At 58.0% G+C, this 20,175-nt stretch carries 18 protein-coding genes and 1 pseudogene; 11 read left to right on the top strand and 8 right to left on the bottom strand.

Going from position 1 to position 20,175, the window contains the following annotated elements; translation table 11 throughout:
* Positions 1-44: 44 nt before the first annotated feature.
* Both AB1Z34_RS04885 and AB1Z34_RS04880 read left to right on the top strand, forming a co-directional pair.
* On the top strand, positions 45-641 hold the full coding sequence (locus AB1Z34_RS04885; protein ID WP_150960918.1) for an HD domain-containing protein: 597 nt from the start codon (positions 45-47) through the stop codon (positions 639-641).
* Positions 642-700: 59 nt separating this feature from the next.
* Positions 701-1,735, top strand: coding sequence for an NADP-dependent oxidoreductase (locus AB1Z34_RS04880; protein WP_187400410.1), 1,035 nt, complete (start codon positions 701-703; stop codon positions 1,733-1,735).
* 4 nt (positions 1,736-1,739) lie between these two features.
* On the opposite strand, the gene AB1Z34_RS04875 is transcribed toward AB1Z34_RS04880, so the two are convergent.
* On the bottom strand, positions 1,740-3,059 hold the full coding sequence (locus AB1Z34_RS04875) for an MFS transporter (protein ID WP_255465649.1): 1,320 nt from the start codon (positions 3,057-3,059) through the stop codon (positions 1,740-1,742).
* Between the two features lie 142 nt (positions 3,060-3,201).
* Between AB1Z34_RS04875 and AB1Z34_RS04870 the strand changes: the two genes are divergently transcribed.
* The 5 genes from AB1Z34_RS04870 to nagB all read left to right on the top strand — a co-directional run bounded on the left by AB1Z34_RS04870 (position 3,202) and on the right by nagB (position 7,555).
* Positions 3,202-4,935, top strand: a complete 1,734-nt coding sequence (locus AB1Z34_RS04870) for an ABC-ATPase domain-containing protein (protein WP_187400409.1) — start codon at positions 3,202-3,204, stop codon at positions 4,933-4,935.
* A gap of 108 nt (positions 4,936-5,043) precedes the next feature.
* Entirely contained in the window at positions 5,044-5,832 is a 789-nt protein-coding gene (locus tag AB1Z34_RS04865; RefSeq protein ID WP_187400408.1) for a MerR family transcriptional regulator, read from the top strand.
* Between the two features lie 188 nt (positions 5,833-6,020).
* Positions 6,021-6,212: a hypothetical protein gene (locus AB1Z34_RS04860; protein ID WP_336621637.1), complete on the top strand. Its 192-nt coding sequence runs from the start codon at positions 6,021-6,023 to the stop codon at positions 6,210-6,212.
* Positions 6,213-6,296: 84 nt separating this feature from the next.
* Positions 6,297-6,608, top strand: a complete 312-nt coding sequence (locus tag AB1Z34_RS04855; protein WP_070595780.1) for a hypothetical protein — start codon at positions 6,297-6,299, stop codon at positions 6,606-6,608.
* Positions 6,609-6,769: 161 nt separating this feature from the next.
* Complete coding sequence (nagB, locus tag AB1Z34_RS04850) at positions 6,770-7,555, top strand: glucosamine-6-phosphate deaminase (protein ID WP_187400407.1); 786 nt, start codon at positions 6,770-6,772, stop codon at positions 7,553-7,555.
* A gap of 43 nt (positions 7,556-7,598) precedes the next feature.
* Here the strand turns inward: nagB and AB1Z34_RS04845 are convergent, their stop codons facing one another.
* The gene (locus AB1Z34_RS04845; RefSeq protein ID WP_101687689.1) at positions 7,599-8,243 is read right to left on the bottom strand and encodes a cation transporter; all 645 of its coding nucleotides are present in this window, start codon (positions 8,241-8,243) and stop codon (positions 7,599-7,601) included.
* Between the two features lie 8 nt (positions 8,244-8,251).
* On the opposite strand from AB1Z34_RS04845, the gene AB1Z34_RS04840 reads away from it, so the two are divergent.
* Together AB1Z34_RS04840 and AB1Z34_RS04835 are read left to right on the top strand one after the other, a co-directional pair.
* Positions 8,252-9,337 carry a biotin/lipoate A/B protein ligase family protein gene (locus AB1Z34_RS04840; protein ID WP_367157988.1) on the top strand — a complete coding sequence of 362 codons (1,086 nt, stop codon included), beginning with the start codon at positions 8,252-8,254 and terminating at the stop codon, positions 9,335-9,337.
* A gap of 197 nt (positions 9,338-9,534) precedes the next feature.
* Complete coding sequence (locus AB1Z34_RS04835; RefSeq protein WP_257877153.1) at positions 9,535-11,334, top strand: BCCT family transporter; 1,800 nt, start codon at positions 9,535-9,537, stop codon at positions 11,332-11,334.
* A gap of 16 nt (positions 11,335-11,350) precedes the next feature.
* On the opposite strand, the pseudogene AB1Z34_RS04830 reads toward AB1Z34_RS04835, so the two are convergent.
* The 6 genes and pseudogenes from AB1Z34_RS04830 to lepA form a co-directional block, all read right to left on the bottom strand.
* Positions 11,351-12,222, bottom strand: a pseudogene (locus tag AB1Z34_RS04830) (ADP-ribosylglycohydrolase family protein).
* Positions 12,223-12,378: 156 nt separating this feature from the next.
* Entirely contained in the window at positions 12,379-12,951 is a 573-nt protein-coding gene (locus AB1Z34_RS04825) for a histidine phosphatase family protein (protein WP_049189288.1), read from the bottom strand.
* Between the two features lie 49 nt (positions 12,952-13,000).
* Positions 13,001-13,936, bottom strand: a complete 936-nt coding sequence (locus AB1Z34_RS04820) for a hypothetical protein (RefSeq protein ID WP_224786603.1) — start codon at positions 13,934-13,936, stop codon at positions 13,001-13,003.
* 128 nt (positions 13,937-14,064) lie between these two features.
* On the bottom strand, positions 14,065-15,648 hold the full coding sequence (locus AB1Z34_RS04815) for a cation:proton antiporter (RefSeq protein ID WP_367157987.1): 1,584 nt from the start codon (positions 15,646-15,648) through the stop codon (positions 14,065-14,067).
* Positions 15,649-15,739: 91 nt separating this feature from the next.
* A complete protein-coding gene (locus AB1Z34_RS04810) occupies positions 15,740-16,756 on the bottom strand; it encodes an ankyrin repeat domain-containing protein (protein WP_038628151.1) in 1,017 nt (338 codons plus the stop codon).
* Between the two features lie 12 nt (positions 16,757-16,768).
* Positions 16,769-18,616: a translation elongation factor 4 gene (gene lepA, locus AB1Z34_RS04805; RefSeq protein ID WP_070429490.1), complete on the bottom strand. Its 1,848-nt coding sequence runs from the start codon at positions 18,614-18,616 to the stop codon at positions 16,769-16,771.
* A gap of 162 nt (positions 18,617-18,778) precedes the next feature.
* Here lepA and AB1Z34_RS04800 point away from each other — a divergent pair, with 162 nt between their 5' ends.
* Both AB1Z34_RS04800 and rpsT read left to right on the top strand, forming a co-directional pair.
* Complete coding sequence (locus tag AB1Z34_RS04800; protein WP_187400556.1) at positions 18,779-19,393, top strand: type II toxin-antitoxin system PemK/MazF family toxin; 615 nt, start codon at positions 18,779-18,781, stop codon at positions 19,391-19,393.
* A 274-nt stretch (positions 19,394-19,667) separates the two neighbouring features.
* Positions 19,668-19,934 carry a 30S ribosomal protein S20 gene (rpsT, locus tag AB1Z34_RS04795; RefSeq protein ID WP_016422323.1) on the top strand — a complete coding sequence of 89 codons (267 nt, stop codon included), beginning with the start codon at positions 19,668-19,670 and terminating at the stop codon, positions 19,932-19,934.
* Positions 19,935-20,175 lie beyond the last annotated feature (241 nt).

Raw genomic sequence — 20,175 nt, 5'->3', positions numbered from 1 at the left:
AGACGCTGCTATTTTTCAAGCATCAACGAAAGGTCGGGATACCCATGCAAAACGCTGACACCTTTGCTTCAGCACGCCCCAGCAGCAGGCTCATGCGCGGCATCGCAACTGCTTCCCGCGCACACGATGGGCACTACCGAAAGGGCTCTGGCGTTCCCTATATCAGCCATCCGATGTCAGTGATGTTGATTGCGGCGAGCGTGACTAACGACGAAGACGTGCTGTTGGCAGCCCTCTTCCACGACATTTTGGAAGACGTGCCGGAAAACTACTCACGTGCCGAGATGGAAGATGAGTTCGGGCCTCGCGTGGTTGAGATCGTCGAGGGCGTCACCAAAGACTCTTCCCTGCCCTCGTGGCAGGAGCGTGCCGATGCCTACCTGGAGCAGCTTTCTCATGGCAGCGAGGAGTCCCTCATCGTGGCCGCTGCGGATAAGTTCCACAATCTCAGCCAGACTCTGGAGGATTTAGACCGCGATGGGCACGCTCTGTGGGAACGCTTTCGGTCAACTCCGAGCCAGCAACTGTGGTGGTACACAAGCGTCCGCAACGTGATTGCCGAACGACTGCCCGACTTGCCTTTGCTAGCGGACCTGGGCGTTCTTATTGAGCGCCTCGATTCCTGGCTACAAGAGGCGTAACCTGCGATTCAACAATTAAACCGACAATTAATCCAGGAATACACGACAGGAGAATAATAGTGACTTCCGTTAATGCTTCGTCCACAGCCGAACTGCCCACCACCACTCAGCAATGGGTTTTAGCGTCTCGTCCGTCTGGCCTGCCAACTGACGAGAATTTCCGCCTCGAGACCGTCGATTTGCCAGAGCTTAACGACGGCGACATTTTGGTAGCCAACTCGGTCGCTACCGTCGATCCCTACATGCGCGGCCGTATGAATGATGTCAAGTCGTACGTCCCGCCTTTCCAGCTCGACCAGCCAATGACTGGCGGTGCTGTGGGCACTGTCCTCGCGTCCAAGTCGGATAAGTTCAAGGTTGGCGACGCTGTCCGCCACTCTTACGGCTGGCAGACCAATGCTGTTATTGCCGATTCCGAGGCAACACCGGTTGACCTCAACGTTGCTCCAGCTGCAGCCTATCTGGGAATTCTTGGACTTACTGGCCTTACTGCTTACGTTGGGCTGAGTGCCGTCGGAGAGATGAAGGAAGGCGACATCGTCTTTATCTCTGGCGCTGCTGGCGCAGTTGGCTCGGCTGCTGGTCAGTTCGCCAAGCAGATGGGCGCTTCCCGCGTCATTGGCTCCGCCGGCTCGGACGAGAAGGTTAAGCGCCTGCTCGAACTCGGCTTTGATGCCGCTTTTAACTACAACGACGGCCCGGTTGCAGAGCAGCTAGCAAAGGCGGCACCAGAGGGCATTGACTTCTACTTCGACAACGTTGGTGGAGACCACCTGGAGGCAGCCATCGGCGCGATGCGCACCTTTGGCCGTGTCGCTATGTGTGGCGCAATCTCCCAGTACAACAACACCGGAGCTCCGACCGGACCACGCAACCTAGCTCTGGCCATTGGCAAGTGCATTACGTTGCGCGGCTTCGTATTGGGCAAGTACCTGCACCTGGCAGGTGAATTCCAGGAGCGAATGGCTCCGCTGGTCGTCAGCGGTAAGGTCGCTTACGATGTCACCACTCGCCACGGTATCGAGAACATGCCAGCTGCATTCCTCGAGCTGTTTAGCGGAGGCAATACCGGCAAGATGGTCGTAGAGTTCTAACGAACTATAGAACTGCCTTGCGCGGAGCCGAGACTTCCTTCAGCCTGCTGGACATAGCGACACCAACCAATCCCATCAGCGCCAGGAAGATCAAAGCTGCCGCGGGACCGAAGCTAGCGATAACACCTGACAACGCACCGACGATGAGCAGGACAACGCCCATGATGGTGTTGGCCGCTCCGACGTACTCGGTGCGCTTGTCTCCTTCTGCCATGTCAACGACATAGGTCGACCGAGCCACGCGAACACCGGCGTGGACGACCGACATTGCGAAGAAGCCGAGTGGGAATATCCAGGCATTGGTGCTGGTGGAAAGCCAGTGTGAACTGGCGACCAGCAGGAAAAGCACAATCGAACCGACCAGCGAAGAGTAGGTCAGGACCTTCTTTGAGGATTTATCCGACCAGATTCCGGCGACTTTTCCACCAATCAGAGAAGCGAAACCCGCAGCGAGCATGAAGATGCCGACGTTTGCGTTCACTCCCCCGCCGCTACCGTCTGAAGCTTCCAGATCAGCACCCACCTGCGCACTCAAGGTCACGATGAACGACGTAGATAGCGCTGTGACCAGCAACAAGCTTCGAACGATTACAAAGTCGCGGAAGTTTTTATCCTCTGCAAAGAGCCGCCAGGTGTCCTGCCACCAGGTTTTATTCGGCTCTTCCTTGTCACCTTCATTGGTGGGCTCGACAATTCCGCGGAAAATCAAAACCGCTGCCACCCACGACAGTGCCGCAACAAAGATGAGCCCTGCCACGATTGGTTTGGTGACGTTGTCGCGGATGATCCACAACACCGCACCAACGATAATTGCGGCGACACCACCCAACATCGCAGCTCGGCCGCTGATCTGCCCGCGCTGCCCCTTCGGAATCGTACGGCCCTGGACATCCTTCGAGGCCATTGAGCACAGTGCTCGGGCCGTCGCAAAGCCTGCAAGCGCGAGGATGACTGCGACACCAAGCGCCACACCTTCGAGGAACAACGTCGCCAGACCAATCAGCGCTGCCGCGACCGCTTGCCCCAACGCCCCGGCAATCCAGACGGTGGTGCGGCGAGACCGAGATTTCACCCACGGTGTCAGCGCTGCCTGCGGAAGCATCGAGCCGGACTCGCGCACTGGCACAAGCATGGCGATGAAGAAGCCCGGCGCGCCAGCCGAATGCAGCAACCATGGCAACAACGTCTTTGCCGCGACGATTTGATCGCCAATATTCTGCAAACCGTGCGCCCAAACGTAGCGCTTGGCGTTGGCGCTGGCGTGTTTTTGCACCGACTCTGGGTTCTCCCCTGCGGGTTTGGCAGCTTCCGAGCTATCCGTCATACCTTTTACGCTACCTGTCCGCAGCAACGGCGCTACCGCACGTGGCTGTCTGCCCAGGCCAGTCAAAGACCGAATCGCGCTTGTCCCCTCAGCCACTACACTCGCGGGAAGAACATCTAACATCTTCAACGAAAGTAGAAATATGCCCGCTGACCTTTATCGGCGTCTCTCCAACCTCGATGGCAAGAGCTACGGTGCATACAAATCTTTGCGTGGCTCCCACGACCTCCCGGATCTGGACGCGACGCTGTTTATCGACAAGGTCCAATCCGACCCCTATGCCCCGGCATCACGGGCACGCGTCCATATTCCGCTGTCCGTACTGGACTATCGCGGCGCCTCCCGGTCACAACCCGGCAGGTTCAGCACGGCGGAGCTCGATTTGCTGAACCGCCGCCTCGTGCGCGCTTTGAAGAAGCATGGTCGCGGGCTGTTCATTGATTCCCCAGGTCAGCAGGTCTTGCGCCGAGCAGCTGTCGCTGAGCTCCGTGCGGATGCGCACGACGTCGATAAGCATGACGATGCCCTCCAGATCAGCCTAGAAATCCAACTGCCCGCCCGCGGCCGACGCATTCTCGGGCGTGAGGCGGCGCGCTTGATCTGTGAGGATTTGTTGGACGCGCTTGACGACGCCATCGTGAACGCACCCATCGATGCGCTCGAGGCAGCCGCGGAATTGGAGTATGACCAGCTCTTTTTGCGCCGTGCAGTGGCGGACGCGGACCTGATTGGGTTTGTGGCAGACGGTGCGGTGTTGCCTCGTCAGGCGGGCAATAGCCAGCTGCCGAAGCCAGGCGCGACTGCGTTTACCTCACCGGAATCGCTGCAGCACAGTTTTCAGCTGCCGTCGGGCAAAACCGTGCACGGCATGGGTATTCCGCGGGGCGTGACGTTGATTGTCGGTGGCGGTTATCACGGCAAGTCCACGTTGTTGTCTTCCCTGGTCACGGGTGTTTATAACCATGTCGCTGGCGATGGCCGCGAGTTTGTAGTCGCCGACGAGACTGCGGTTGCGCTGCGTGCCGAGGACGGCCGAGCCATCACTGGTGTGGATATCTCGCCGTTTATCAATGGGCTGCCTTCTGGCGACGATACGACGCAATTCTCTACTGCAAATGCATCCGGCTCGACGTCGCAAGCTGCGGGCCTGATGGAGGCGCTAGGTTCCGGTGCGCGAGTGCTGCTCATCGATGAGGACACCTCCGCGACCAACTTCATGATTCGCGATGAGCGCATGCGCCGCCTCATCCCCGATGACCGCGAGCCGATCACTCCACTGGTCGCGCGGGTCCGCGAGCTGTGGGAGGACTACGGGATCTCCACGGTCATCGTCGCTGGTGGTTCTGGTGCATTCATCGATGTCGCGGACACCGTGATTGCTATGGATGCGTACACGCCTTACGACGTCACCAAGCGCGCCCGTGAGCTCCGCGAATCGGCTACTCCGGCTGAGCCTTCGCCTGCGTTTGCACAGTTTGGTGAGCGTTTATTGCGGGCTGACTTCCCTACCGGTGGTGGCCGCGGTGGGCGTGGCGGTCGCGGTGGTCATGGGCGTGGCCGAGGCTCGAAACCACCTAAGCCACCGCGTGCGCGTGGTCTCGAGCTGATTCAGGTGGGCAAGGACAATCTTGACTTGCGCGCTGTCGGCCAATTGATGGATTCCTCCCAAACAGAAGCCATTGCCCGGATTCTGGGGGCCGTCGTCAAGCAGCTCGATGGGCGTACTGACCTCACCGAGCTGATCCAGCGCGAATACGACAACTTTTGTCATTCGCTCTTCGATGCGACAGCTGCGTCCACCAACTCTGGTCATCTCGCGGAACCGCGTTTCCAGGAGGTTGCGGCGGCAATCAACAGGCTTCGGCTCTTGCGGTAGGAGTCCGAAGGTTGGCTGACCCCGCCCCTCCCCTGTGGCTGCCGAAGCAAACTTCCTCAACTGATTTCGGCGTCAGGCCTTGACCTTGACGCGACGTCAAACAGAAAGATGATTCCCGTGAGCAACAACGACAACGAGTACACCATCGGCGAGGCAGCCGAACTCCTGGGCGTTACCACGCGCACGCTGAGGCATTGGGATGCCATCGGGCTACTCAGCCCGCAGTATCGCACGTGGTCCGATTACCGCCTCTACACCGACGAGGACTTCGACACCGCGTTGGAGATTCTGGTCTACCGCACCGCTGGTGTGCCGTTGAAGACTATCGAGGAGTTTATCCACGGCGATTCCTCCCCGAGAAGTCGAAAAGATCGTTTGCTCGCACAGCGAACTGTTCTCACCGAGAAGATCGCTGACCTGCACCACATGGTGCAGTCTCTGGACAAACTGATTGAGGAAGGAAATACCATGAAAGCAAAGACGAAAGCGGAGCTCTTGGGCCGCGACTGGCAGGATCTAGAAGCCGAAGCTGAGGAGCGCTGGGGCGACACCACTGAGTGGGAGCAGTCCCAACATGTGCTGGAAAATATGGACGAAAATGAGTGGGCTGCTATGGAAGCAGAGGCTAAGGATTTCGCCGATGCGCTTGCCGACGCCGCCGAGCGCCACGTCGAGCCCGGTTCCGCTGAGGCGGCCGAGCTAGTTGACCGTCACTTGGCCTCTATTACTCGCTTCTACGAGGCTGGTCGAGAAAAGCAGATTCTGTTGGCTCGCATGTACGTCGCTGATTCCCGGTTTGATCGGTACTACCGCGGCAATGCTGGCTACCTGCTGGAGCTGATTGAAGCTCAGGCCCGTAAGGAAGGCATTGACCCGGCAACTGCCGAGTGGCGGTAAATACAGGGAAGCAGCCGTTCAGCCCGGCCTTCCCATCCGGGACTGAATCGGCATAGAATTGCCTCATGAAATTCATCGAAGCCGCAGACTTCACCGCTGATCGCCCGTGGGGCGCACTGGATGTGGTCACTATGACTGGAGCCACAAGCGTTCGGCTCCACTGGAGCGATTAGCCATACAAGTGGCACATCAATGATGGCGAAGAGGTCTTTGTGGTTGTCGACGGAGCCGTCGATATGCACTACCGCGATGCGGGAGAGGAATGCGTACGCACATTAACGCCTGGCACTATCTGTTTCGCAGAAGCCGGCGACGAACATGTCGCGCACCCGCAGGGCGAGGCGCGCATGCTTGTCATTGAAAAAGAAGGCTCAGTCTAGCCCACAGCAACAGCAGCCGACAGTGCACACTTCGGCATCCCCATAACTCCGTCATCCCCCCCCCGACTCGGGAAGGAATTAACCATGAAATTCTCTCGCTCTATCGCCGCTGTCGCCATCGGTGCCGCTACTGTGCTGGGCGCTGTTGCTGCCTCTCCAGCTGTCGCACAGGCTATTGGTTGCCCCTTTGCACCAGTGCACAAGTATGAAGAACACCGTTTCTCCGGTTCTTCGACTTCAGCAGATGCTTTCAAGGTTTGGTTTAACGGTGGCGTCTACATTGAACCAATCGTCGAAACGCTGGATTTGGTTGAGCTTCAGGTTAACGACACCCAGGTCGCTCAGGCTGGCGACATCATCTACAAGGATGAAGACGGCAACTTCTGGGTGAAGTAGCCTACGCAGGAAAAACAGGGCTCAATTACAGGTCTAACCCCATGGCAGATTAACCTCATCTGAATAGGGCTATAGCGCTTAGCGTTGTGGAGTCACTGGTACTCTGTCTCGCACCTTTTGCAATTTCTGCCACGAGCCCTCGTTTTCAGGAGTGTTCCACCATGGAAATCATCATCGTCGATTCTGAGGCCGAAATCGCGAGCATCGCTTCGGACTACCTCGCTCACTACGCCAACAACGGTGGAAACCTCGGTGTAGCAACAGGATCGACCCCGCTTGCGACGTATCGGGAACTGATCCGTCGCCATCGGGCTGGTGAAGTCACCTTCAAAGACTGCAGTTTCTTCGCACTCGACGAGTACGTGGGCCTGCCCATCGAGCATGAGCAGAGCTACTACCACGTGATTCACAATGAGTTTTCCGATCACGTGGATGTTGACCCGGCGAGGGTCCATATTCCCGATGGCCTCGCGGACGATATCGGCGCAGCCTGCGAGGATTACGAGCGAAAGATCATCGAGGCCGGCGGCGTTGACATTCAGTTGCTGGGCATCGGCACCAATGGGCATGTTGGTTTTAACGAGCCCGCCAGCTCTTTTGGCTCTCTGACTCGCATTAAGACGCTGCACCCGCAGACCGTGCTGGATAACGCCCGGTTCTTCGACTCTGCAGAAGACGTGCCATACCACGTGGTCACCCAAGGGCTTGGCACCATTTCACGTGCGGGGCACCTCCTGCTGCTGGCCACCGGCACCGCAAAGGCACACGCTATCGCCGCCTCCATCGAGGGGCCGCTGAGTGCTTCAATGCCGGCTTCCGTGCTGCAGCTGCACCCACGGGCCACGGTTGTGATTGACCAAGCCGCAGCCAGTGAGCTGAAGAACAAGGAATACTACGAGTTCACCTACGCTCATAAGCCGCAGTGGCAGAAGGATATGTGGAAGTAAGGCCCCAGCCTCCCCTTCCCCTGCCTCCCACGACTAGTCAGCGCTAGTCGTCATCATCCATCTCTAGCTCGGGGTCTTCGGCACGCGCCTGCTCGTAAACTTCCTTCGCGGCCGTGAGATTAATGACGCCGATGACAAGTCCCACGACGATGTCCGGCCATGCGCTGAACCAGAAAACGGTGACTACTCCGGCGGCGAGGATGAGCAGGTTCGCCAGGACGTCGTTACGCGCCGCCAACCACGCGCCACGCATGAGCGCACTGTCGGCCTTGCGCAGGTTCATCAGCAAAATCGCGCAGACCAGGTTGATGACCATCGCAATAATCGCCGTCACCGACAGAGTTAGCGGCTCTGGTGGCTCACCGCTAATCATCTTCCAAATGGCAGTGCCGAACGCCGCGATCGCCGGAATCAGAATCAGCCCGGCAAGGCCGAAGCTCGCTTTACGACGGCTCGCCAGCGACCAACCCAATGCGGTGAGAACCAGCAGGTTGATGAGGAAATCTTCAAGAAAGTCCGCAGCGTCAGCAAACAGGGCTGCGGAGCCAATAACTGAGGCAACAACTAGTTCAATGAAGAAGCCGAGAAGATTCAGGCCTGCAACCCACGCGACAATTTTGCGGGCGCGGTGATCCAAAGTCGATGAGGTAAACACGGGGGATATCGTAACGCCCGCCGCGAGTACCATCGAAACCTATGACCTCCGCACAGAAATTCCACTCAGAGATGAAGGTTCCCGGCGGCAAGTTGGTTGTCGCCGACTGCGAGACCACAGGCGACACTATTTCGTCGATAAGCATTTCGGGCGACTTTTTCCTCGAACCCGATGAGGCCTACGACATCATTAATGACGCTCTCCTCGGTGCACCTGCCGAGGACAACACGGAACGCCTTCAGGCTCGCCTCGATGCGGCGCTAAAGGATTTTGAGGATCAATCCGACCGCGAGGTGCGACTGCATGGCTTTGATACCCACGTTATTGCGCAGGTCGTTCGCCGCGCACTGACGCAGGCTGTCGACTTCACCGATTTGGAGTGGGAGGTTTTGCAGCCGGGTGTCCTGCCAACGGTGCTGAATGTTGCCCTCGACGAAGTCCTCCTTGACCAGGTCAATTCTGGTCAACGTGGTCCAACTCTGCGGTTCTGGGATTGGGAAGACCGTGCCACCGTCATCGGCTCCTACCAGTCCTACGTCAACGAACTCGAACCCGAGGGCGTAGAGAAGCACGACGTACAGGTGGTGCGTCGTCTTTCCGGCGGCGGTGCGATGTTCATAGAGGGCGGCAACTGCGTCACCTACTCGCTCTATGTGCCAGAGAAGCTGGTCGCTGGCCTTAGCTACGTCGAATCCTATGAATTCCTCGACCGCTGGGTTATCGCTGCGCTCGCGCAGCTCGGCGTCAATGCGTGGTATGTCCCCATCAATGACATCACCTCCGATGGCGGCAAGATTGGTGGTGCCGCGCAGAAGCGCCGTGGTTCGACGGTGCTCCACCATGTCACCATGAGCTACGACATCGACGCTGACAAGATGATGGAAGTCCTGCGCATTGGCAAGGCCAAGATTGCCGACAAGGGCTTGCGCAGCGCAAAGAAGCGCGTCGATCCGCTCCGCCGCCAGACGGGTGCCAGCCGCGCCGAAGTCATTGACGCGATGAAGCAGACATTCATCAACCGCTACGGCGCCGCCGAGGTATCGCTTTCCGACGAGGACTTCGCTGCGGCGCAGCATCTTATTGACACCAAATACGGCACGGAGGGCTGGACTCACCGAGTCCCCTAACGCCCACGCCAACTATCTAAATGAAGAATTTCTTCGGAAAAGAGGGTTAACTAAACAAAACGAGTAAATCGAGGAGATCCAGCGTGGATGACGCGGAACAACATCGCCCGAAGAAAAAACTAAGCCCTCTTGACGAAACCCTGGATAGAGCCCGTGCACTGCGCACTAAACGCGCAATCGGTCTTTACCCTGCGAATATGCACCCAGGCCTGGTGCCTGGATTCAGTGTCGAAGAGCTGAAATACAAGTTCGGACTGGACAAGCTGGTTTTCGGCGTCAACGCGGTGTTGATTATCGCCTTTGTGGTTTGGGGTATCACCAGCCCCGAAACAGTCTCCTCGGTGTCTTCGGCCGCGCTGTCGTGGGGCCTGGAAAACTTCGGCTGGCTCTTCAATGTCACCATGGTTATCTGTGTCATTGTGATGTTGGGTATTGCCATGTCCCGCTACGGCAATATCAAATTGGGCAAGGATGACGAGGAACCGGAATACTCCCGTTTTTCCTGGGTAGCCATGATGTTCGCCGCAGGTATCGGTGTCGGTATTTACTTCTTCGGCCCATCTGAACCGTTGGCGTTCTACCACTCACCGCCGCCGCTGACGGTGGAGGCACACACTGAGGAAGCGCTGCACCGAGCGGTCGCCCAGGCAAACTTCCACTGGGGTTTCTCACCGTGGGCACTGTACGCACTGGTTGGTGGCGCACTTGCCTACTCGACGTACCGCCGTGGCCGCGCCAGCTTGATATCTTCGCTTTTCACGCCGATTCTGAAACGCACTGATGGGCCCATTGGCCGCACCATTGACATTTTGGCGATTGTGGCGACGCTGTTCGGTACTGCTGCCTCGCTGGGCATTGCCACGCTACAGATTGGCGAAGGCATTTCAACGCTCGCCGGATTTACTCCCTCGATGGCGGTACTTCTTGTCGTCATTGTGGTCTTAAGCGTCGGTTTTATTATCTCGGCGGTCTCTGGCGTGTCGAAGGGTATTCGTATTCTGTCGAATACCAACATCATGCTGACCTTCTTGTCACTCTTCTTTGTCTTTGTCGCAGGACCGACCCTGTTCCTGATCAACCTTCTGCCATCGAGCATTTTGAGTTACCTGGATAACTTCCTGGATATGTCCTCCCGCTCGTTGTCATGGGGCCAGGAAACTCTCGATTTCCAGGCTGCGTGGACAATGTTCTACTGGGCTTGGTGGATTGCCTGGGCTCCCTTCGTGGGCATGTTTATTGCCCGTATTTCCCGTGGCCGCACGATTCGTGAGTTCATTTTGGTGACCATCATCGTGCCGTCCTTTGTGCTGATGCTCGCATTCTCTATTTTCGGCGGCACCGCTATCGACTTCGCCCGCAACAACATCCCCGGCTTTGACGGCTCTGCCTCTTCCCAGCAGGTGCTCTACAACCTGATTGGCGAGCTGCCGTTTAGCGGTGTCGCCTCTGCTCTGGTGATTGTGATTCTGGCAATCTTCTTCATTACCTCTGCCGACTCGGCATCCGTGGTGATGGGCACGATGGCCTCCAAGGGCGATCCGGAGCCGAATAAGCTGGTCGTGGTTTTCTTCGGCGTTCTCATGATGGGCATCGCCGTGGTCATGCTTCTCACCGGCGGCGAGGATGCCCTGTCTGGCCTGCAGTCACTGACAATCTTGACGGCAATGCCATTTGCGGTGATTATCATCGCGCTGCTCATATCCTTCGTTAAAGACCTCAGCACCGACCCGCAGGCAATCCGCACCACCTTCGCCAAGACTGCGGTGCGCAACGCAGTCAAACGCGGCCTGGAAGAGTACGGCGATGACTTCGAGCTCTCTGTTGAACGCACTGACAAGGATCAGGGCGTCGGCTCCTCCGCGGGAGTCGAATCCGGTATGGAGCAGCTGACCGAGTGGTATCACCAGACCAACGAGATGGCTGAGACAACTGATACCCACGACGAGGGAGAAAAATCGTCAAACGGTAAGACATCAAAACACACGTCTACCCATTAGTGAGTGCACTATCTAATTAGTTCCCTACGGCAACCAGCTTCTCCGCCAACTGTGCCACATCATTCGGGTGGTACTCCGCAGGCCGGTTTCGCTTCGGCGAGCAGGAATCAATAACATCCCGCCACCGCTGTGGAATAGCAGAGGCACCAAAGACGCCACCGAGAAAAGCACCAACAATCGCCGCGTTGGTGTCGGTGTCGCCACCACGGCCAATGACTCGGACCAACGATTCCTCAAAGGTTGTGGTTTTGTCTTCTACCCGCCGCAGTTCTTTATGCAGTGCCCACAACGCAAAGCGCAACCAGCCCTGATGCACAGAGAAATCCGGCTCGCCCCTGTCCAACACCGCACCGCTGGCCTGCCAATCGGCCTCCCACTGCGCGCTCTGGGAAGCCAGCCACTCCATCAGTGCCCCCACGCCAATGCCGCGGCGCGGCTGGTGGAGGCCACCGCTGATGACGTCGGCAAGCGCGGATGCGTAACGTGAGTTGGCGTCGATGCACACCGGGTGTGGGTGGGTGATGGCGGCGTCCTTGCGTGCGAGTTCGCCAGCGCGTGCGGGATTGCGCCAGTATGCGATAGCCAGCGGTGAGATGCGCATGAGCGCGCGTTGGCCTGGGAATTCGGGTTCGGCGCGCGTCGTAACAGCGCCGCCGTGGTGGCCTCCCCGATATCGAAAGCATCGGAATTCGCCCAGCGCACATAGGACTCACGAACATCGTCGGCATCGTAGCCTTCGCAGCGCACCAGTGAGCGTGCCAATGCCAGCGCCATTTCGGAGTCATCGGTGGGCTGACCGGCGGCGATATTGTGGGTGCCGCCATCAGCAAGTTCGCGGACACCGTAGGGATAGCGCTTCGCGATGTCCTCGGCACTGCAAAATTCCACCAGCGCTCCGAGATTATCGCCGATGACCTGGCCATAGAGCACGCCGCGGGCACGGTCGAGGACGCGGGCGAAGGCAGCGGAATTGTGAATCACGGAGTGTCTCCTACAGAGCTTGAATGGTGTCGGCGATTTTACCGAGGACCTGCTACAACGCCGCTACAGCCCCCGCGAGAGATTCCAGCGCAGAACCGCAGGCCGGTCATGGTAGCGACCAAGCACGGACAGGGATGCGGTATTCAAGGGGAAGGACTGGCCCAGTTCAATGGGCAGTTCCAACCAAGCCGTTGTGAGCGCACGCAGCGAGTGACCGTGGGCGAACAAAATCGCCTTGTCTTCACCCGATTCACGAACCCTTTTGACTACACGTTCAACGCGCTCACGGACTTCTTCCGCGGTTTCGCCATTGGGCACACCGTGAGTCCAAATCTGCCAATCGGGAACGGTCTTTTGCACTTCCTTCGAGGTAATCCCCTCGTAGTCGCCATAGAACCATTCCGCGAGATCCTCTTCGACCTCGAAGTCGTGGAACCCCGCCAATCGAGCGGTCTCCTGGGCGCGCTGACGGGGTGATGCCAGCACTAGCCCAAAGTCCTTCGGATCCAGCCAGCCGTTGAGGGCCTTGGCTTCTTCCCGACCGTTGTCAGTCAGCGGAAGATCAGTTACCGATGTGTGCTGCCCAGTGCGCGACCACTCAGTTTCACCGTGCCGCACGAGATATAAATCAGTCATAGTTCCAGCTTAGGCTTATTTGAAAATGCTGTTAGCCGCGGTAACCCTGCTAGCCCATCACGGGGTCACGGACTTCCAAGCCATGCTCCGGGTCCTCACACACCGTTACCGCTCCCAACTCCTCAGACCTCGCCGCCGTCGGAGAGCTACAGGTCCAGTCCCCTACTTGAGCGGTCAGGGTGTTGCCACCGCCCTCAGTGTCCTTGATTGCGTCGTACCGATCCAACACATCCATGGCCTCAGCGCAGGTCATCTCACCCTTGACCACTTCCGCCAGACGATGGCCCTCCATGGCACCGCACATCATCGGCCCCTGAACAAGTGCATCCGTGCCCTGACTGTAGCCCCTCGCCGGCTCACTCCCCTGGGCCATGAGTTCCTCGGCGGAATCGAAAACCTTGCCGGAGGTGCGAATATTCTTGTCCTTGCCTTCGATGGTAAAGGCCGCGTTATCCGACTGGCACACCAGCTTGTTCGCATCCGTCTTCGCACACGCAGCGGTGCCGAAGCTCGTCCATTGGCCGTCGTCAAGCTCTTCCTGAGCCGGCGGTACCCCTTCGACGAGCGTGTACGCGGCACCTGAAGTATTCAGCATGATTGCGCCCGGCGACTGTGGTGGGAACGGCGGAACCTCCACGTCGGGAATCGACGAATCAGCCTTACCGATGCACGTCACCGCGCCGTCTGAGTAGAAACACTCGCTCTTTTTCCCGTCTAGCGTGACGTAGAACGCCTTGATTCCGTTCTGGCTAAACCGCTGAACGTCAATTTTCTGGTAGGCGCTTTCATCAAATCCGATGCTGTCGACGCTTGTCCCCTTCGTCGGCGACGGCATCTTCGGATTATCGCCCTCGCTTGCCGACGTCGATTGCGACTGTACCTCACTCTGATCATTGTTGCTTTGTGATGCGGCGGCATCTTCGGAATCTGAAGATGAGCAGCCGACGAGAGTTCCGAGCATGACAACAGCAAGGCCCGCGGTCATCCGAAACATCGCACTGCGACTGGATCGAATAGGACTCGCGGGCATCTGGTTTTGGGTGACTGACATGAAATCAGCTTATCGCCGAACGAATCGGCTGGCTTGTTGTTTGCCGTATTTAACGGATGCGACTAAGACCGCTGCTTAAGCGTCTCCACTGCACGGTCGGCGAGCTCCTCGCCAGCACCGTCGTAGAGGTAGACGGCCATGTCGGCACCAACGTTGAGAAGCTGATCCTTAAACCTCTGCACCTTAGTGGTGGTAGCAACCACGGCTTCGGTGTCCTGCTTACGGATGTTCTGAATCATCGCGTAGGTCTCAGCGTGCTCAGACAGCGCCAACACGTACAGCGCTGGTTTCTTCTCCAGCTCGATGTGGTGCCAGAGCTCTGGGTCTGTCACATCGCCTGGGATGACCTGGTAGCCCTTCTCGCGCAGTTCTTCGATGCGATCCTCGTCGAAGTCGACACCGAAGACGTTCATGCCGTACTCGTTGACCAACCTGCCGTAGACACCAACGCCGACTCGCCCCATACCCATGATGAGAGCATCGGCGCTATCAATAATGACCTTTGCCTCTTCTGGCACCAGGCGGTCCTCTGGGGTTTCTGGGACGAACTTCTGCAGGAAGCTGACAATCTTGTCTTCGTGCGGGGCCATCAGCGAGCTGGCAATGAAGCTACCCGCCACGGCGACTGCCATAATCGAGGTCCATTCTTCCGGCAGAATGTCCTGTTGCGTCGCCGCCGCCATCACAATTAGGCCGAACTCCGAGTAGTTACTCAACGTCAGCCCCGCCAGCGCACTCGTGCGCAGCGACAGTCCCATGCGCTTGAGAATCCAGATGAAGATAGTGGCCTTGAGCACCAGGAACAGCACCATAATCGCAGCGATGACGTAGCCGCCCGCGCTTGGCAGACCACCGAGACCAATCTCGATAAAGAACGCGACCAACAGTAGCTCACGAATACTAATCAGTGCTTCCGACAGACGGTCAGAAATTGGGTGCGAAGACAGCAGAATACCGGCGACCAGGGACCCCAGCGAGCCAGAGAGCCCTGCCAGTTCGAAAGCCGAGTAAGAAGCCACTGCAATACCAATACCGGTGAGAACCAGCAGCTCAGTGCGGAACATGCGGTTGGGAAGCCGCGCCGCCAGCGGGCGAATGAAGAACAATAGTGGCAGCGCCAGCGCCCACAGCTCCGGGGTCTTACCCGACGATGCCACCAGCACGCCGACCGCAATGATGTCCTGCAGAATGAGTACACCAATCGCGATACGTCCGATGGCCGAAGCACCGCGGTTCTGCTCCTCCAAGTGGCTCATCACAAACACCGTCGACGAAAATGAAGTCGCGATGCCGATGTAAATTAGCGCGGTCACCGACAGTCCCGTGAGCTCACGCAGCGGCAAGAAACTGGCGACACCGAACAGCACGGCAAAAACTACCGTGTTTAAAAACGCGTGGCCAAGCCCCGAAAAGACCACTCGTGGCGCCACGATATCCTTCGGATTTAGCTTCAGACCGATTGTGAACAGCAAGGTGGTAACACCAAGCTCGGCCAGCGAATCAATGAACGGGATTTCCTCAAGCCCCATTGCATGAACGGCAAAACCGGCCCCAAGGAAACCAATCAGCGGCGGCAGCCGAAGCAACGACGCACCGAGTCCGCCGATAATCGAAAACAGTATTGCTGTTAGGTATACGGATTCCACCCATCAAAGATATCAGCTGACACTACCGATTGATGCAGTGGCTAACCATTAACAGATTTTTAACACCAAACCGGGGTTAGCTTCTTGGGAGTTAGCGCCGGTACGGGACCTCGCCCAACGCAATCGGCTGCGGGTGCTCTGTAACCCACTCGATTGTCGCCTCCGTCAGCGCATCAATGTCCGCCTCACCAGCTTTGCGCTGCTTTACGACGGCCATGGCATCCTCGGCGGCCCCAACCGTCTCCAGCCAGAAGTCGATCATCTTGGCATAGTCTTCGTCCCAGTTGACGTAGCCCATCTCCAGCGCTTCGTACCCGAGCCGGCCCACGATGCGGATAACTTCGCCCTGCACAGTCGCGGCTGGGCCACCACCCGGCACCAGGTAGTTCCAGAGGTATCGGAACTGGCCGTTGATCGACTTGTCTGCGGGGACAATAATGTCGCTGTGGCCGTCGTGAGGCGTGATTTCCTGCGGGCGGTCAGCACCGATGCGCTCATATAGTCGATCCATGACTGGCTGGTACTTGTCGCGCTGCTTGTCTGACAGGCGGTTGTAGCGGCGACCGAACTTAGTGAACTCTTCGCGAGCTTCGTCGTCGATTTCCGAACCCGCGTCCAGGAGCACCTCGATACTCGCTAGGACTCGACTGAGGGAATCGATATCGGCGGTAGCGACGGCCTCTTTGAACGCTGTCCGGCCGTGACCGAGGCGGTTCTCGCGGTGAAGGTCAGCGCCATTTTCCAACAGCAACGCAATGGCCTTGGGCTGATGGCTCTTCGCTGCCTGGAATAGAGGCCAGTGTTTGCCAGCTTCGATGTCAGCACCGCATTCGAGCAGGACTTTCATCTTGTCGGTATCGCCCCGGCTTGCGTGCTCTGCCAGGGCGGTTTTACCGAAGCGGTTCTCGGTGTTGACGTCGATTCCCTGGTCGATTAGCCAGCGCATGAGCTCCGGCGGGGTGCCACGGAGCGCTAGTGCAGTGTCCTTGCTGTATCCGAAAACTGCGTTGAGTGCGCAAGCGTCATAGACGGCCTTCAGCGCATCCATGTCACCGGCTTCGAGCAGCTCTTCGAAGTCCTCGACCAGTTTCTTCCGCTTCCGTGGCATGCAGTTTCCCCTTTACTTACCGCCCTCATCGGTGGACAGCGCAGCCACGAATGCCTCCTGCGGCACCGAGACCGAACCGATGTTCTTCATGCGCTTCTTACCGGCCTTCTGCTTCTCCAGCAGCTTGCGCTTACGGGAGATGTCACCGCCGTAGCACTTAGCAAGGACGTCCTTGCGCAGTGCACGGATGTTCTCGCGGGCGATAATCTTCGAACCGATTGCGGCCTGAACTGGGACCTCGAACTGCTGGCGAGGGATTAGCTCACGCAGCTTCTTGGTCATCTTGTTGCCGTACCACTGCGCGTTGTCGCGGTGGACGATAGCGGAGAACGCATCGACGGCCTCGCCCTGCAAGAGGATGTCCACCTTGACCAGATCCGCAATCTGCTCGCCGGCGTCTTCGTAGTTCAGCGAAGCATAACCCCTGGTGCGGGACTTCAGCATGTCGAAGAAGTCGAAGATAATCTCGCCCAGCGGCATCTTGTAGCGCAGTTCCACGCGGTCCTCAGACAGGTAGTCCATACCACCCATCTCACCGCGCTTCTGCTGGCACAGCTCCATGGTGGGGCCAACGAACTCGCTTGGCACGACGATGGTGCACTTAACCATCGGCTCGTAAATCTCGCGGAGCTTCCCCTCCGGCCAGTCACTCGGATTGTGAACAGTGACCTCGGTGCCATCCTCAGTGACCACGCGGTAGACAACGTTCGGGGCCGTCGAAATGAGATCCAGGTCGAACTCGCGCTCCAGTCGGGCGCGGGTGATCTCCATGTGCAACAGGCCCAGGAAGCCCCCGCGGAAACCGAATCCGAGGGCCACCGAAGTCTCAGGTTCGAATGTCAACGAAGCGTCGTTAAGCTGGAGCTTTTCCAACGCATCACGCAGGTCAGGATAGTCCTGCTGAGAGATTGGGAACAGACCGGAGTAGACCATCGGCTTTGGCTCTGCGTAGCCTTCCAGCGGCTCCTCCGCCGGTGTGGCGTTCAGCGTGACGGTGTCACCGACCTTGGACTGACGGACGTCCTTCACACCGGTGATGAGGTAACCGACCTCGCCGACGCCGAGGCCCTTACACTTCTTCGGCTGCGGCGAGACGATGCCGATTTCCAACAGCTCGTGCTTAGTTCCGGTGGACATCATCTGAATGACTTCACGCGGCTTGAGCTGCCCATCAACAACACGGATGTACGTGACCACACCACGGTAGGTGTCGTAGACCGAGTCAAAAATCAGCGCACGAGCAGGTGCCTCCGGATCGCCGACCGGTGCCGGGACGAGCTCACAGACTCGGTCGAGCATTTCCGCAACGCCCTCACCGGTCTTGCCCGACACACGCATGACATCCTCCGGCTCACAGCCGATGATGTGCGCGATTTCCTCCGCGTACTTATCCGGATCCGCGGCCGGCAGGTCAATCTTGTTCAGAACCGGAATGATCTCCAGGTCGTTTTCCATGGCCAGGTACAGGTTGGCCAGCGTCTGCGCTTCGATGCCCTGAGCAGCGTCGACAAGCAGAATCGCGCCTTCACACGCCTCTAGCGCACGCGAGACTTCGTAGGTGAAGTCGACGTGACCAGGCGTATCAATCAGATGCAGGACAATCTCTTCGCCCGCGTGCTCGCCGGTGCGCGGAACCCACGGCAGGCGCACGTTCTGAGCCTTAATGGTGATGCCGCGCTCGCGCTCAATATCCATGTTGTCGAGGTACTGATCGCGCATATCGCGTGCTTCAACAACGCCCGAGAGCTGCAGAATTCGGTCCGCCAGGGTGGACTTACCGTGGTCAATGTGCGCAATAATGCAGAAATTTCGAATCCGTGAGGGGTCCGTAAAAGTCTGCTCCGCAAAATTCTTGGTCACGTTGGGTCTACTCCGAAAAATAAAGACGTTATGGGCATTGGGGCGCGGCGTTGGCCGACCCATATGCGCCGGCCTCGAAAACCGACCAGCCGGGCTTAAATACAATCACGCACAATCTTACCTATCGATTCCCTCCGCACTAAACCTCTAGACTTAGTTTCCATGAGCTCCACTTCGTCCACCGATCAAAATGAACGCGAAAGCTGGCCGCGCCGCCTGCGTAATCGCATCAGCGCGCGTCTTTTCGCCGGTACCGAGTGGTTCCGCGGCCCCGACACACTCGACGAGGCGCTGTCTAAGCTCAACATGCAGCTAGGCCTCGCCCAGGACACCTCGCTTTCCGACGAGTCCAAGGAGGCCCTACTTCGACTGCGAGATTCGGTGACCATCGCACGGCCGACCGCGGAGCTGGCCCGCACAATCGTCTACAGCCCCGACATGGATGGTCAGGCCGACCCCGGCGAAGTGGTGTGGATTCCGCTGCAGCTCGAAGGTGAAAATGCCGCTTTGCGTGAGCGCGCTGTGGTCGTGGTTGGCCGCCACGACCAGTATCTTCTGGGCATGCTGATTTCCACACGCACCGAGCACAGTGAGCATCCGGAGTGGCTATTTATCGGTAGCGGGTTCTGGAATGACAACCCCAAGCCATCGTGGGTGCGCATGGACCGTATCTTGCTCATCCCGGAATCCGGCATTCGCCGTGCAGGTGCGATGATGCCCCGTAGACGCTTTGAACTCATCGCTGCTCGGCTGCGCGGGGACTACGGCTGGAATTAGGCGGCGACTGTAACTGGGACGTGGCTGGTATTAGGCAGCGCTGTTTGCTAGAATTCTGCAAGTTGTTTACCGTTGCGTTCCTTTGCGGCGAGCGCGGGCAGGACCTTGGGTTCGCGTTTTCATCGTCGTATAAGCGCAGTGCGTGGTTTTAACTCGCTGGTTAAAGAGTTTTGACCAGCAGAGGTTCGACCCCGAAATTTGCACTGTGATCAGGAGTTTTCTTGGTGGCGGGCGGTAGCAATTCCAACTACTACGGATACAAGAGGTATTCACGATGGCAAACATCAAGTCCCAGATCAAGCGCAACAAGACCAACGAGAAGGCTCGCCTGCGTAACCAGGCTATCCGCTCTGCAGTCCGCACCGAGATCCGCAAGTTCCAGGCTGCTGTTGAGGCTGGCGACAAGGCTGCTGCTGAGGCTCAGCTGCGCGTTGCTTCCCGCAAGCTGGACAAGGCTGTCACCAAGGGCGTCTTCCACCGCAACACTGCGGCTAACAAGAAGTCCGGTATGGCTAAGGCTTTCAACAAGCTGGAGGGCTAATTCCCTTTTGGCGCTGTGCCGTTCTTGTGGCGCTTGTGCCGTGAAATTAACCGCTTCCTGCTATTTTCCGATTTCATTTCGGATGTGGCGGGAGGCGGTTTTTATTATTTAACCCCAACGCGAGTTAGTGGCTGCGTTTATGGCTGGCGGCGGTGGGGCGATGCGAGTTACTGACTACGTTTATGACAAAAATGGCCTGAAAAATGGCTTGAAAGTGTCATAAACTCGCACAGTTTCACAT

It is taken from the genome of Corynebacterium sp. 045007, assembly GCF_040743205.1.
Taxonomy (GTDB): Bacteria; Actinomycetota; Actinomycetes; order Mycobacteriales; family Mycobacteriaceae; genus Corynebacterium; species Corynebacterium jeikeium_D.
Note: the sequence above shows the minus strand (reverse complement) of the source record. Positions and strands in the feature narration are given on the sequence as shown.